This window comes from Belliella calami (genome assembly GCF_022549695.1).
In the GTDB taxonomy this organism is placed as follows: Bacteria; Bacteroidota; Bacteroidia; order Cytophagales; family Cyclobacteriaceae; genus Belliella; species Belliella calami.
Map to the genome: position 1 here is coordinate 176,358 of NZ_JAKZGS010000008.1, position 14,841 is coordinate 191,198.

The 14,841-nt window shown below is 33.9% G+C and carries 11 protein-coding genes; 7 read left to right on the forward strand and 4 right to left on the reverse strand.

Annotated elements, in window-relative coordinates:
* The first annotated feature begins 134 nt into the window (after positions 1 to 134).
* The 3 genes from MM236_RS11535 to MM236_RS11545 all read left to right on the forward strand — a co-directional run bounded on the left by MM236_RS11535 (position 135) and on the right by MM236_RS11545 (position 3,864).
* A complete protein-coding gene (locus MM236_RS11535) occupies positions 135 to 779 on the forward strand; it encodes a glycosyltransferase family protein (protein WP_241275139.1) in 645 nt (214 codons plus the stop codon).
* A gap of 8 nt (positions 780 to 787) precedes the next feature.
* A complete protein-coding gene (asnB, locus tag MM236_RS11540) occupies positions 788 to 2,686 on the forward strand; it encodes an asparagine synthase (glutamine-hydrolyzing) (protein WP_241275140.1) in 1,899 nt (632 codons plus the stop codon).
* Positions 2,687 to 2,766: 80 nt separating this feature from the next.
* A complete protein-coding gene (locus MM236_RS11545) occupies positions 2,767 to 3,864 on the forward strand; it encodes a glycosyltransferase family protein (protein ID WP_241275141.1) in 1,098 nt (365 codons plus the stop codon).
* Positions 3,865 to 4,090: 226 nt separating this feature from the next.
* On the opposite strand, the gene MM236_RS11550 is transcribed toward MM236_RS11545, so the two are convergent.
* The 3 genes from MM236_RS11550 to MM236_RS11560 are packed head-to-tail and all read right to left on the reverse strand — an operon-like array spanning position 4,091 to position 7,186.
* Positions 4,091 to 5,008: a glycosyltransferase family protein gene (locus MM236_RS11550; protein WP_241275142.1), complete on the reverse strand. Its 918-nt coding sequence runs from the start codon at positions 5,006 to 5,008 to the stop codon at positions 4,091 to 4,093.
* A gap of 14 nt (positions 5,009 to 5,022) precedes the next feature.
* On the reverse strand, positions 5,023 to 6,129 hold the full coding sequence (locus MM236_RS11555; protein ID WP_241275143.1) for a glycosyltransferase: 1,107 nt from the start codon (positions 6,127 to 6,129) through the stop codon (positions 5,023 to 5,025).
* Between the two features lie 28 nt (positions 6,130 to 6,157).
* On the reverse strand, positions 6,158 to 7,186 hold the full coding sequence (locus MM236_RS11560) for a hypothetical protein (RefSeq protein ID WP_241275144.1): 1,029 nt from the start codon (positions 7,184 to 7,186) through the stop codon (positions 6,158 to 6,160).
* Between the two features lie 495 nt (positions 7,187 to 7,681).
* Between MM236_RS11560 and MM236_RS11565 the strand changes: the two genes are divergently transcribed.
* The 4 genes from MM236_RS11565 to gmd all read left to right on the forward strand — a co-directional run bounded on the left by MM236_RS11565 (position 7,682) and on the right by gmd (position 12,157).
* A complete protein-coding gene (locus MM236_RS11565) occupies positions 7,682 to 8,863 on the forward strand; it encodes an NAD(P)-dependent oxidoreductase (RefSeq protein ID WP_241275145.1) in 1,182 nt (393 codons plus the stop codon).
* A gap of 152 nt (positions 8,864 to 9,015) precedes the next feature.
* Positions 9,016 to 10,011 carry a mannose-1-phosphate guanylyltransferase gene (locus MM236_RS11570; RefSeq protein WP_241275146.1) on the forward strand — a complete coding sequence of 332 codons (996 nt, stop codon included), beginning with the start codon at positions 9,016 to 9,018 and terminating at the stop codon, positions 10,009 to 10,011.
* Between the two features lie 4 nt (positions 10,012 to 10,015).
* The gene (locus MM236_RS11575; protein WP_241275147.1) at positions 10,016 to 10,972 is read left to right on the forward strand and encodes a GDP-L-fucose synthase family protein; all 957 of its coding nucleotides are present in this window, start codon (positions 10,016 to 10,018) and stop codon (positions 10,970 to 10,972) included.
* Positions 10,973 to 10,996: 24 nt separating this feature from the next.
* Positions 10,997 to 12,157 carry a GDP-mannose 4,6-dehydratase gene (gene gmd, locus MM236_RS11580; RefSeq protein ID WP_241275148.1) on the forward strand — a complete coding sequence of 387 codons (1,161 nt, stop codon included), beginning with the start codon at positions 10,997 to 10,999 and terminating at the stop codon, positions 12,155 to 12,157.
* A gap of 42 nt (positions 12,158 to 12,199) precedes the next feature.
* On the opposite strand, the gene MM236_RS11585 is transcribed toward gmd, so the two are convergent.
* Positions 12,200 to 14,841: Ig-like domain-containing protein (locus MM236_RS11585; protein ID WP_241275149.1), on the reverse strand; the 2,642-nt coding region annotated here is incomplete at its 5' end.

Below are 14,841 nucleotides of genomic sequence, written 5' to 3' on the forward strand. Positions count from 1 at the left end.
TCTCTATTTTTATTTTTTTCAAAAAACTATTCAGAAAAAAGATTATCTGGATCTTACATAATAAATATAGTCACTTCAAAGATAAAAACTTTTGGACTGATTATATGTATGACAAATTAGTCAAGCATTCTGACTTGATTTTAACCCATTCTAATGAAGGGATAGAATTTGTAAGGGAAAGCTATCCTAGGTTTACTTCAAAGGTTCATTTCATAGTGCACCCAATTCAAACACCTTTCCATTTTTTAGAAAAATCAACTTACAAATATGATTTGCTAATTTGGGGATCAATACAGCCATATAAAGGTATTTTGCAATTTTTGAAGTTCATAAATTCAAATGAGGAATTAAAGAAACTAAAGATATTGATAGTTGGAAAATGTCCGGACAAGGGATATTTAAAATTGTTAAAAGAAGAGTTTTCAAATCAAGTATCAATGATTGATTCAGTTTTGAGTTTGGAAAAAATTTCTGTTTTAGCTCAGAATTCAAAGTTTGTGTTTTTCCCGTACAATTCTCCTTCACTGCTTAGTTCTGGGGTCTTAATGGATTCCCTGAGGATGCATTCAAAGATTTTGGGTCCGAATTCTGGGTCATTTAAAGACCTCTCCTACCTGAGCGGGGTTGAAGTTTATGATGATTTCAAAGATTTATTGAGCTTCTTTAATGAGGGTTATGATCTGGATTTTGATAGGCAAGAGATGAAGAAGTTTTGTGAAGAAAACACATGGGAGAAATTCAGTTTCAAATTTTTGAATTTTTACAATCATTTAAATTAAAATAAATTATGTGTGGAATTAACGGTTATATACTATTAGAAAATAACTTCTCAGAACAGAAGAAAAATGGTTTAATGTTGGCTTTGAATAAGATGAATGATCTAATCATCCATCGCGGTCCAGATTCTGAGGGAGTGTTTTTTAAAGAAAATGTTGGCTTTGGATTTCGAAGGTTAAGCATAATTGATCTTTCTAATCATGCAGATCAACCAATGGTTAAAAACGACCTAGGGCTAGCTATTGTATTCAATGGAGAAATTTATAATTATCTAGAGGTAAAAAAAGATCTGATAGATAAGGGTCATGTTTTTAATACAGATTCTGATACTGAGGTGATTTTGAATGCTTACAAAGAGTATGGAGAAGAATGTGTGCATTATTTCAATGGAATGTGGGCCTTCGCAATTTATGATTATCAAACAAAAAAAGTATTTTGTTCAAGAGATAGGTTTGGTGTCAAACCTTTTTACTATTGTATTAAAGATAACGTTTTGTTTTTCTCTAGTGAGTTAAAGGCATTACATTCTGTTTGTGATTTGAAGAATGCCAATCTTGCAAAGGTTTATGAATACTTAGCATATGGCTATAGAGTCAATGATGGTGAAACTTTTTTTGAAGGATGTAATGAACTTTTGCCAGGAACAAAATTGATAGTTAAAAACAATAAGATTGAGATTAATAGATATTGGGAGTTAAAAGAAAACCAGTATCAGCATGATCCAAGTTTGACCTATGAGCAAGAATACAGAAGACTATTTGAAGATGCTATAAAAATAAGATATCGGAGTGATGTGCCTGTTGCCATCTTACTAAGCGGTGGCCTTGATTCGACAGCTATTTCAAAAGTTACAGACCAGTTGATAGAGAATGGTGGTTTAAACCAAACTGATATTCATGCCTACACAGCTTCATTTCCCGATTTTGAAGAAAATGAAACTGAAACAGTGCGCGGATTTATTAAGACTTGTAAGAATATCAAATTGCATGAAATGGAAATTGATCAGAATGATTTAGTTTCAAGTTTTGAGAAAACTTTGAGCGAATTGGATCATCCATTAGGTTCATTTGCATCTATTGCCCATAACAATATTATGAAATTATGTAAGGAGCGAGGTATAAAAGTAGTTCTAAATGGTCAAGGAAGCGATGAGGCTTACGCAGGGTATAGCCGCTACATTGCAGGTGTGTTTTTGGTTGATGTTTTGATTTCTAAACCTAAAACATTTTTATCTGAATTCAGGTCTTTAAACACTCTTAACGGTTTTTCTAAGCTATTTTTAGTCTCTCAAATGTTTAAGGCTATTATAAATCAGTCTACGGCATCATTCCTTAGGGCAAAATATCAGGAAAAATCAATTAGTGTTCTCAAAAAGAATTTTGTTGAAGCAAATAGAAAGCATTTTAAAAATCCCTATAAATTTTCAGCAAAAGAAGGGTCTTTTCAAAGATATCTTTTGCATCAAATAAATAATTCCGGAATAAATCAAATACTTCATTACGAAGATGTTTCAGCAATGAATCAGTCTATAGAAATTAGATCTCCGTTTATGGATTATCGGTTAATGGAATTTGCATTTTCTATACCAATTGAATACAAGTTCTCAAAAGGAGTAACAAAGAAAATCCAGAGAGATACAATTGGTAAAGACCTTCCAAAGGGTATTGTTAATGATAGAAATAAAATTGGTTTTAAAACTCCATTTTTGGATTATTTAAAATCTGATGAAAAATTCAAGTCTTATGTCTCGTCTATTTTGAATTCAGATTCATTTAATTCAAAACATATTTGGGATGCAGAAAAGATTCGAAGACAATTCAACAATATTGAAAGTAATGAAAGTTTTCCTTATTGGAGGATACTTAACTTAGAGGTATGGGCTAAATCATATAATATTTCTAATCTTTAATTAAAATTGAATAATAATCCAATTCTGTTTTTGCAGAAAATCATATAGTATAAACAAATTGTTTTAAACTGAAATAAGCTATGAAAATTTTAATTGCAAACTCATATTCTTTAGATATCATTTATAAAGAGTGGTCTGAAGGCAAAAGCCCATCACATTTTTTGTTTGGGAAAATAGAGTTAGAAAAACATCATAAAATTAAAGTGGATATAGTTCCATTTGAAAAATGGAAGTTTATAAATAAACTTGGTAAGATTTTTAAATTTGGCAATCTGGATCAAGAGCTTTGGATGTTGTTTAGAGTACACAATTATGATCTAATTTATGCTACTTTCGGTACAGGGAATACCAAATTACTCTCTTTTTTTAAACTATTAGGTTTTATTAAAACACCTATAGTAATGTTGGGACATCAAAATTTATATATTCCGGAGGATGATAGATTTGGTATTAAAAAGAAAATTTTGTTGAGCTATGAAAGAATTCTTTTTTTTAGCAAAGAGCTTATGGTAAAGACTATTAAGGATTTAGATTTAACTGATTTTGCTGCAACAAAAAGATTTGATGTTGTTAATTGGGCTCCAGATAGAGAATATTATGGTGAAGATTTTAGAGAAAAATTGGCATCTGAGTCCAAATTCGCTATTTGTGCTGGTACAACAGATAGAGACTTTGATTTGATTATCGATGTTTTTAAAGAGATTGGATTTCCTTTAGAAATATACTGCACTCCAGGGACAAGGCCGAGAAAAGATAATTTACCTAGCTTCATAACAATTAACTCTGATTTTATTCCATATTCTGAATTAGTAGCGAGATATAAAAAAGCAAGATTTATTTTAATTCCAATAAAGGATGAGAAAGTAAAGACTGGGAGAACTTTGGGATTAACTGTTTTATTAGATTCTATTGCGATTGGAAAGCCTGTAATTATGACTAAAAATAAGTACGTAGACCTTCTGGATCCACAGAAAAAGGAATTTGGTTTAAGTATCTCTAACAATACAAAAGACGAATGGGTTTCAACAATTAAGGAGGTCTTAAATGATTTTTATAAGTTGGATGAAATGGGTAGAAAAGGACATGAACTGTTTCTAAACGGGTACAATTCAGTTTCTTATTCAAATGAATTGATGAGACATTTCACAACGTTAATTACTGATAGGAATAAAATTTAAGCAGTTTTGTGTTTTATATTTATGCTAGATAACAATTGTAAACAATTTGGTCATTTTGAACATGCCCAACTTTTGGTTTTAGTCTCTTATTAAACGTTAATTAATGGATATTGGTCAATAGTAATTTTGAAAAAAAGATTTATGGAGTAATTGTATTTTTATACTTGAAATTGTCTGTAAAATTCAGGAAAAGATCCCCGCGATCTTTAAATCGCAGGGACTCTTTCTATTTTTTAAAAAGTGCTTTTATTTTGTATTTTAATCTTTTTGAAATTGAATAGTTATTCCTGAATTCTTCTCTTAACTTTTTATTTATTTCCAGTTTTTCATCAAACTCAAATTCTCTTTGGTTACTAAGATCCAAATGCGTGAAGAACCTGTCATGATCTTTAGCATTTGTGGCTTCTTCACCATCCCCTATATGATTTACTTTTGACTTTGAGGCGTAAACAGTCAGCATTTCATGTTTAAATTGATGATATGACCATCTAATAGCCCAAGAATTTATTTTTCCATTCATTTGGTTTTTCAGCATTCCAGGTAAATCACTTCCTATTTTAAACCACTTATACTTTTTGAAAAAATCGTCTTTAAAATCGTTGTAATCAGACACCTCCCAATCAATGTTTTCCCATTTACTTTTCCAAGTCCCCCAGCCCAAAGAAGAAATTCTTTCGGTCAAATAATAGTCTTTATTATGTGTTTTTAGACTCTTTAAGTTTGGACTATAGCCAGAAATAGATATAACTTCATCAAATTTCTCATAGTACCTTAACCCAGAATTAACAAAGTCCAAGAAATTTTCAGAAGAAACTAAATCGTCTTCGAGTACAATTACCGAACCGTGAATATTAATAACTTCTGTTACTCCATCAATAATTGATTTTGCCAAACCTTTATTTTTCGGGGATTCTTTGATTTTCACAGATTTAAATCCGTCAATAGTATTAATATAATTCCTTACGCTCTCAACTTTTGCGATGTCTTTTTCTTTTTTTGCGCCATCAGAATATATATACAGATTACTTGCTGAAGCTAAGTGGTTTCTCCTAAGAGTTTCAACTGTCCTTCTAGATTCTTCTAATCGATTATAAACAAATAGCACTACTGGAGCTAATTTTTGATTGACTTGTATTTCTTCCATAGTTATTGATTGAGTTAGATAGATTTTACAGAAACATCTTTCAAAATATTCAAAAGAGAGTTTTCAAATGTTCTTAAAGTAAATTTCTTTTCAAAAATGGCTCTAGATTTAGTTCCAAATTCTGCCCTTAATTCAGGTTCTTTTATTAAAATCTCTAATTTTTCTATCAGTTGTTCAAGGTTTAATTTTTGTACTAAAAACCCATTTATCCCATTTTGTACTATGTCCTCAATTCCTCCTTCTGAAGTAGAAATAATTGGAAGTGAAAAGCTCATCGCTTCTAAAAGAACCAATGGGAAGCATTCATTCTCATAAAAAGTTGGTAGGACAAAAATTTCTGAATTCAAAAGTTCAATTTCTTTCTCTTTATCATATTTTTTTCCAAGATAAAATACAGTACCATTTAAGTTTAGTTCACTTATTTTTTTATACAACATTGTTGAATCAATATCTCCCTCACCTCCTATTATTCTGCATTCGAATCGATTTCCTTTTAGCTTTAATACCGAAAGCGCTTCTAATAATTCAAAAATACCTTTAGATTTAATTAGGTTTGATAAAAACAAGATTACAGGTACACTTTGAGATTTTCTAATATGGTTAATTTTAGATTTGTCTTCTATCCCATTGAAACAAACAAAAACTCGTTCAATTGGAACAAATTTTTCAACATCAAAATAAAGTTTTTGGGAAAGGACAATTACATCTGTATTTTTAAAGGCAAATTGATAAAGTATTTTAAGAATTGTATTTTCGCTTTTCTTTTTAATTCCTTTATTGTGTAAATGATAAATTAATTTTACTCGAAATAGCTTTATAAGGAAAATAAGGATTAAATCTTTAATGAATGCTATACCTGTTGTGGACAATGCGAAATAGCAGATTTGGGGCCGAAATGCTGTTAAGCTAGAGAGTAGTTGTATAATTACATTTAAATAGCTTATGACTTTATGAAATTTAAATTTTCCAGTTTCATTGATTCTTTTTGAACCTAAAAGATTAATATATTTGGTGTTGAAATTACTGTTAATTAGTTGACTTCTATGAATATATTGTCCAACCAAAGAGGATCCATGGATCGGTGGTGGAAGATGAAGTAAAAATAAAATTCTTTGGTGCATTTATATAAAATTTGATTGATTTAATGTTTTAATTTCTTCTACTGATGATTTTTATTGACTCATCGAGTGCTTTTAAATTTCCAGAATAGAATGTGGGATAGTTTTTGTAAAAAACGTCAAACACATTAAAAGGTGTTTTATTCAAATCATAATTTTCAATTATTTCTTTTAATTTTTCTTTTAATTTTTCTTCGTTTTTGTATTCCACAAAACACTCTGGAAGTATACCCGGGCCATGAATAGTTGGTCTTTCATCAAGTCTCCATGCCATAGGCCATGAATTGTCTTCGGTAAAAATCAAACTGCCGCAACTTAAACATTCTGCAATCGGAAGTCCAAAGGATTCATTTGATTGCATAAAGTAAAAAGTAGATTTTCTATATATATTTCTTATTTCTTCAATTTCGTATTTTCCCTCTAGGCAGATGTAGGGGATTTGTAATTCATTTAGAACACGGATTTGCATTTCTCTGGTTTCTATAAAATCTTCTCTTTCAAAGTCAATAACTGCAAGGAGTTTTTCTTTCTTGACTGGTTTAAGGTTGGCTCCTTCTAAGTACAATCCAATTTGGCTCCATGGTTTTTGTGGTAACTGTTTTATTTCAGTTGTAGAAGAAACCGAAAAATGCCAATCAAATATTTCCTCATTGTTGTCATTATTTTCTTTTAAATATTGAATAACAGTAGGGGCATTTCCAATATAATAGACCTCATACAGTAGTAGTGGTTTTTTCTTCGTAATCTTTTTTATCTTTTCGATGTTATATTGATTTCTCATAAACATAGTAGGAATTGTTTCCGAAAAAACTATAACATCAAATTTTGATAATTTTGAAAAAAACAATTGATCCTCAATTTTGTGAAATAGCTTATGTATGTTCCATAAGAATCTGCCATATTTAAAATCAACTTCTTTAAAATTTGATAATCTTCTAAACGAAGCAATGTTTTTAAATGTATCTGAATCATGACCAAGTTTAGATAACATAGTTTGTAGACAGTTTGCTAGTATTTTTGGACTCCCGTTTTGTGGTCTAGTAACTATTGCAACTTTCATAATAATGTATATTGATTAAATGTATCACAAAGAAATATTTTAATTTTATGTTTTTCTTGTTTGATTATACTACTCTTTCCTAAACTTTAGGATTATCCAATTTTTTGTTAGATATAAAGTAAGTAAACCAACATGTTTGAGTATAATCATTAAATTTCAACCCACAACAGTCAACGGATAAGAAAACCTATTGTTGGAGGGACTACTTATGGCTGGTATTAATGTAACGTACTTGTATTTAAATTTTTTTTTTAATCCCAAGTTATTTGTAAGTAGCTAATAGAGGCTCCAGCATTTTCTTAGGTACTTTATAATCTTTTATTCTAACATTTTTATATGAATAAAAACTATAAATAATTCGATAGACAGAATGATTTTTCAAAAGTACAAAAAACAAATTTATTTCAACGACATAAAAAAGTATTTTAAATACAAAAATTTGATTTTTAAAATTTATTATCTAATTTTATGATTCCAAATAAAACACAACTAACAATGTCTCAAAAAGAAAAAATAAAAGTTGGTCTAGTAGGAACCGGCTGGATCATCCGGGGACTTACGAAACTTCTGAATGCTAGCAGAGAAATGCAAGTTGCAGGGGTTTTGACTAGAAGAGAAGGCAAGATAGAGGAACTTTATGTTCCTGATGAAAATGTCTACCATATCCCTGAATCACTCTTTTTGAAATCAGATGTGATTGTTGTAAGTACAGGAGATCCTATTTATAGTACAGCAATTATCAATGAAGCATTTAAATATGGTTTGCCCGTCGTGACAATGGATGCAGATACCATGGTCACTACAGGTACATGGCTCTCAAGGAAGGGACTGATCACGGAATCGAATGGTGATCAGCCAGGTTGCCTAGCCATGTTGAGGAGAGAAGTTGTTGAAATGGGATTCACCCCATTTGTGTACGGCAATATCAAAGGATTTTTGAATAAAACCCCTTCTTTGGAGGATATGACTTATTGGTCCAATAAGCAAGGGTATTCGCTTTCTTCGGTGACTTCCTTTACCGATGGGACTAAGCTACAAATAGAGCAAGCTTTAGTGGCAAATGCTTTTGAGGTTGGTATTGCTCAGCAGGGGCTACTTGGCTTACAGACGGAAGATTTTGTAAACTCTACCTATCAGCTAGGTGAGATTGCCGAAAAAATCGGTATGCCTATCAGTGACTACGTACTTTCAAGAACGGCACCTCCAGGGGTCTTCATCGTATCGAAGCACTTGGAAGAGCTAAGAATTGAACTGGGTACTTACAAAATGGGTGATGGGCCATTCTATCATCATTGCAAACCAACCCATCTTTGTTTTTTTGAAATTCCTGGCACTATAAAAAGATTGATTCATCAGAACGAAATATTAATAGATAATAGTGATAACCCGACAGTAAGTGTTGCGGCGATTGCTAAAAGGAAACTTGTGAAGGGCGATTTTATTGTAAACGGAATCGGGGGCTTCGACATGAGAGGTGAAGCCATAAGGATCATAGATGAGCCAAACCATGTGCCTATAGGTTTGATGCAAAACGTAGTGTTGAAAGAAAATGTCGAAGAAGGGCAAGTCATCAAGTTTTCTGATATTGATATCCCTCCTTCATTGGCATTGACGGCATGGTTTGAGATTTTGGATAGTATTGATGTAGGAAACATTACCAGTTTATCAATTGGGTAGATGACAAAAGTTCTCGAAGTACCTTAACAGTTGATGTCGAAATTATAACGGCACAGTTATTTCAATTCATATACACTTCCGAAAATCGGAAATAGCTTATTAAAGGTTTCTACCTCGTAAGTGTATGTCTAAAAAAATCAAATAAGATTCTGATGAAAATTGTAAATGTAATATTATCTGGAGGTATAGGGAGTCGTTTGTGGCCTTTGTCGAGAAAGTCAAAACCTAAGCAATACCTACCTATTTTTGATGAAAAATCCCTCTTTCAACTAGCCGTAGAGAGAAATTCTTCTGTGTGCGATGAGCTTTGTGTCGTGGGGGGTAAGGACAATTATAAGTTGTCCAAACAAATATTGGAAGATTTGGCTATCGAAGAGTATTCGGAAATAGTGGAAGCCAGCCCTAGAAACACAGCTGCTGCCATAGCTTTTGCAGCTTTGCAATCAGATCCGGAAGATATATTAATTGTGTCTCCTTCCGACCATTTGATCAAAAATGATGATTTATATTACAAAGCCATACAAGAGGCACTGGAGCTTGCAAAGCAGGATTATATCGTCACTTTTGGTTTGAAGCCAACAGGCCCAGAGACAGGGTTTGGTTATATAGAATTTGAAGGCCAAGAGGTCATTTCATTTAGGGAGAAGCCAACACAAGAGCATGCCAAGTCTTTTGTAGATTCAGGAAGGTTTCTTTGGAACAGTGGGATGTTTTGCTTTAAGGCAAGTGTGTATTTGGAAGAGCTGAAAAAGCATGAACCTTCGGTTTATGAAGCAAGTAGTGCTGTTTTTTCAGCAAAAAGAGGAGTCTTTTTGGACGAGTCACTTTCCATGGAAATCCCATCAATTAGTGTGGACTATGCTGTGATGGAAAAGACTGAAAAAATCAAAGTTGTGCCTTCATTCTTTGATTGGTCTGACATGGGAAGTTTTCAGGCTATTTATGATTTTATCCCTGCTAATGACCCTCGTAAATCCAATACCAACCTGACACTGAATTCTAAAAAACTGGTGGAATTCATAGGGGTGGAAAACGTCATTTTGGTAGAAACTGAAGATGCAATCTTGGTCTTGAATAAAGATAATGCCCAAGATGTGAAGAAAGTATATGAAAGGCTTGAAAAGGAAAACCCACAATATTTAAAATAAAAATATGATTGATAAAGATTCTAAAATTTTCATTGCAGGGCATAGAGGAATGGTAGGTTCGGCTGTCTGGAATAATTTGACTGACAATGGATATACTAATCTGATTGGCCAAAAAAGTGCGGATTTAGACCTTAGGAACCAGCTTGAGGTAGAGTATTTTTTTGCAAATGAAAAGCCTAAAGTAGTGATCGATGCCGCTGCTAGGGTTGGAGGAATCATGGCTAATAAATCATATCCCTACCAATTTCTTATGGACAACATGAGAATCCAAAACAACTTGATTGAGTCCTCCCTTGCTCATGCTTGTGAAAAGTTCGTGTTTCTTGGAAGTTCATGTATTTATCCGAAGTTTTCTCCTCAACCGATTAAAGAGGAGTATTTACTTACATCAGAATTAGAGTCAACAAATGAAGCTTACGCTTTGGCGAAAATTTCCGGAGTAAAAGCATGTGAGTATATAAGAACTCAATTTGGCAAAGATTATAGCAGCCTAATGCCAACCAATTTGTATGGGCCAAGAGATAATTTTGATTTGGAGACATCCCATGTTTTGCCGGCAATGATCACAAAATTTCATGAAGCCAAACTCGATAATCATGAAACGGTAACATTGTGGGGAACTGGCAGTCCGAAAAGGGAATTTTTGCATGTTGATGATTTGGCCAAAGCAGTGCTTTTTTCATTGGAAAACAAACTTCCGGACAACCTATATAACATCGGAACAGGCGAAGATATATCCATTTATGAATTAGCGAATCTGATTCAAGAGATAGTAGGGCACGAAGGGGAGATAAAATGGGACTCTGAAAAACCAGATGGCACTCCAAGAAAATTGTTGGATGTTTCCAAAATGTCAGATTTAGGTTGGAAAGCTCAAATCAAATTGAAAGATGGAATCAAAGCTACATATGAATGGTATTTGGAAAATTCATATGACCTCAAAAAAGTAAAGATAAGCTAACAAATCAGTGTAAATAATATAGTCATGAATAACACAACAAATACAAGAAAAGTAGCTTTGATCACTGGAGTGACTGGGCAGGACGGGGCATATTTATCAGAACTTTTACTTTCTAAAGGGTATATGGTTCATGGTATCAAAAGAAGAACTTCATTATTCAATACAGATAGAATAGATCATTTGTACCAGGACCCGCATTCCGAGAACTGTAATTTCAAATTGCATTTTGGAGATATGACTGATTCTATGAATCTGACAAAAATCATTCAGGAAACACAGCCAGATGAAATCTACAATTTGGCAGCTATGAGTCATGTCAAAGTGAGCTTTGATATTCCTGAATACACAGCAAATGCTGATGGAATTGGAACTTTAAGGATTCTTGAGGCTGTAAGATTGTTGGGCATGGAGAAAAAAACCAAAATTTACCAAGCCTCAACATCGGAACTTTATGGACTTGTACAAGCTGTACCACAATCAGAGACTACACCATTCTATCCAAGATCACCATATGCTGTTGCCAAAATGTATGCGTATTGGATCACTGTAAATTATAGGGAAGCTTATGGTATCTATGCTTGTAATGGTATTCTTTTTAATCACGAATCACCCTTGAGAGGTGAGACTTTTGTAACTAGAAAAATCACTAGAGCTGTTTCAAAGATTGCTTTGGGCTTGCAAAACACCTTATATATGGGTAACCTCGATGCAAAAAGAGACTGGGGACATGCAAAGGACTATGTGGAGGCGATGTATTTGATCCTTCAGCAAGATGAACCTTCTGATTATGTAATTGCTACCGGTGTCACTACCAAAGTAAGAGATTTTATCTCCTTGGCTTTTGCTGAAGTTGGTTTCAATCTCAGATTTGAAGGTGAAGGTGTTGATGAAGTAGGTATCTTGGATTCCATTAATTACCAACTTGTGGCTGATTCATTGGAAGTGAGCGAATACAAAGTCAAAATAGGTGATGTGCTGGTAAAAGTCGATCCAACGTATTTTAGACCTACTGAAGTAGAATTGCTTATCGGAGATCCAAGTAAGTCTAACAAAGTATTGGGCTGGAAGCCTAAATATAATTTAGAATCTTTGGTCAAAGAGATGGTCAAAGCAGATGTTGCCCTTTTCAAAAAAGATCTTGATTTGATAAAGTCTGGTCATCAGGTTCTTTTACAAGAAGAGTAAAATATAGCCGCCCCAAAAACTTTTTTTGGGGCGGCTTTTTTCTTAATTCACTTTTATGAATCTTTTGGTAATGATTATTTTACCTTGGTATTGTATCCTGAGTAGATAAGTTCCTGCTGTCAGCCCCTCCAAATCCAAAGTGACTTCGTTTTCATTCAAGACAAAGTCAAATACTCTTACAGTGCTCCCATTCATGGATACTACAGCTGCGGAGATATGGTGTTCCTCTTGAATGTTATCAAAAATAAGATTCAAAAACCGATTTGTAGGATTTGGCCCAATTTTAAAATCCACAAGATTGATTTCTCCTTCTCTTGCGATCTCGCTTACATTAATGAATAACTTCTCAGAAACATACTTATTTCCTTCGTCATCTATGGCTTCAATCCAGATTTCATGCTCACCATGAGGCATGTTCTCTAAGCTGTGTGCAAACGGAGAAGTTTTGTAAATCCCTTTTGAAATACCGTTTATGAAGTATTCTACCTGACTAATTGGGTTTTGGAAATCAACAAACTCTGGTTTGATCAATACACTGTCTCCGACGGCAAATGATGTTTTCCCGTTTGAAGCCTCTATTTTCACGACAGGCTTATTTTTACCAATTATTCTGACAGGAAATGAAAACAAAGCAGTCCCATCTGTGTAGACTAGTCTTGAGATTAAAGTGGTCTCTCCCAAAGGGACATTTTCGAAGACAAAACTGTAAGGTTGATCCTTGGATGTTCCGATTAGCTTATTACCGTTATAGAACTCGACCTTGTCTATTGTTTTGGTAGAAGTTGGTGTTTCTACTTCAATTGAAAGTGCTGATCCTTTTTGGTGTTCCGAAAGCTGGGTTGGAGAAATGATCCTAAAAACGGGTTCGTTTTTTACTGTAATTCTACTTATTTCACTTACCTCAAAATTCGTCGGGATATTCCCTATCGCTTTTGCTGTTATGTTATAGGTTCCAGGTCTTGTATTTTCCCATTTGGAAGAAAATGGAGCAAGTGAAGATGATGCGATCAATTCGCTGTTAGCATAATATTCAACCATTTTCACATTCTTCGCATCTCCCTTGAACATTGCTATCAGTTCTACGGTTTCGTCGAATTCGAAGGATTGATTGTCTATCGGGGTGAGAAGTTCTATTTTTGGTAAGGAATTGTCTTCTTTTACCAAAATATTGATGGGTGCCGAAAATGTTTTTCCTCCTTTGTCATCTGTAGCTCGAGCCGAAATACTAAAATTGCCAAGTGGTGGATTGTTCCAGTTGATTCGGTAGGGTGATGCTTCTGATTTTCCAATAAGTAAGTTTCCTTGAAAAAATTCCACCATTACAACATGCCCATCATTGTCACTGGCATCTGCTACAATAGTGATTTGTTCATCAGGTGAAAAAGTGCTGTCGTCGGAAGGTGAAGTGATTTGTACAGAAGGAAGTTGATTTGGACGGTCAACGACCCTGATTGATCTTGCATCCGAAGCTGTTTTCCCTTCTATATCCGTTGCGATTGCGGTAATATTTACACTCCCTGTGACTGAAATTTCCCAATTGTAGGAAAGATTTTCCCCACTGCGACTACCTATAAAAATGTTGTTTCTAAAATAGTCAACTTTTATTATTTCTGAAGATTCTTCTGGGATTTCAACATTCAATGGTAAAATGTCATTTTTAAAGTATTCATTGTTAGCGATTGGTGAAACAATTCTTACGCTTGGACTTCTTTGATGCTCAATTACTTCTATAGAGATAGGAGATGAGTTGATTGCAACTGATTTATTATCAATGGCTTTTGCTGTTATGATATGCTTGCCAGCTGGAGCGTTAGTCCAATTGAAACTATATGGAGCTGTTAAGTCCGAGCCCAAAAACATATTGCCATAGAAAAATTCCACTTTAGCAATTGTCCCATCTGTGTCTTGGGCATTTACTTCTATGACTATCTCATCTCCTTTATTAAACTTTGTGTTGGTGAGCGGTGCTGTGATGTTCACAGTTGGCGCGTTATTTGGTCTTTCGATTACCAGAATGTTGATTTCAGTTGATGAAGCAGTAGAGCCATTGTCGTCTGTAGTTCTAGCGGAAATGACATGATTTCCAAGAGGAGCATCATTCCATACAAAAGCAAAAGGAGCTTGTGTGTCAGTTGCCAAAAGGTAATTTCCCGCAAAGAATTCAACCTTTGTGATAGAGCCATCAGCATCCACAGCATTTGCTGCAATGTTGATTGGGTCACCTACAAAAAACTGATCATTGTCTGAGGGTGCAGTGATCGTTATTTCGGGGGAGTTATTTGGTCTTTCGATAACCAGAATGTTGATTTCAGTTGATGAAGCAGTAGAGCCATTATCGTCTGTAGTTCTAGCGGAAATGACATGGTTTCCAAGAGGAGCATCATTCCATACAAAAGCAAAAGGAGCTTGTGTGTCAGTTGCCAAAAGGTTATTTCCCGCAAAGAATTCAACCTTTGTGATAGAGCCATCAGCATCCACAGCATTTGCTGCAATGTTAATTGGGTCACCTACAAAAAACTGATCATTGTCTGAGGGTGCAGTGATCGTTATTTCGGGTGAGTTATTTGGTCTTTCGATAACCAGAATGTTGATTTCAGTTGATGAAGCAGTAGAGCCATTATCGTCTGTAGTTCTAGCGGAAATGACATGGTTTCCAAGAGGAGCATCATTCCATACAAAAGCAA

Coding starts and splice junctions, on each gene's coding strand:
- asnB (WP_241275140.1), top strand. CDS start 788: ATGTGTGGAATTAACGGTTATATACTATTAGAAAATAACTTCTCAGAA.
- MM236_RS11545 (WP_241275141.1), top strand. CDS start 2,767: ATGAAAATTTTAATTGCAAACTCATATTCTTTAGATATCATTTATAAA.
- MM236_RS11550 (WP_241275142.1), bottom strand. CDS start 5,008: ATGGAAGAAATACAAGTCAATCAAAAATTAGCTCCAGTAGTGCTATTT.
- MM236_RS11555 (WP_241275143.1), bottom strand. CDS start 6,129: ATGCACCAAAGAATTTTATTTTTACTTCATCTTCCACCACCGATCCAT.
- MM236_RS11560 (WP_241275144.1), bottom strand. CDS start 7,186: ATGAAAGTTGCAATAGTTACTAGACCACAAAACGGGAGTCCAAAAATA.
- MM236_RS11565 (WP_241275145.1), top strand. CDS start 7,682: ATGTCTCAAAAAGAAAAAATAAAAGTTGGTCTAGTAGGAACCGGCTGG.
- MM236_RS11570 (WP_241275146.1), top strand. CDS start 9,016: ATGAAAATTGTAAATGTAATATTATCTGGAGGTATAGGGAGTCGTTTG.
- MM236_RS11575 (WP_241275147.1), top strand. CDS start 10,016: ATGATTGATAAAGATTCTAAAATTTTCATTGCAGGGCATAGAGGAATG.
- gmd (WP_241275148.1), top strand. CDS start 10,997: ATGAATAACACAACAAATACAAGAAAAGTAGCTTTGATCACTGGAGTG.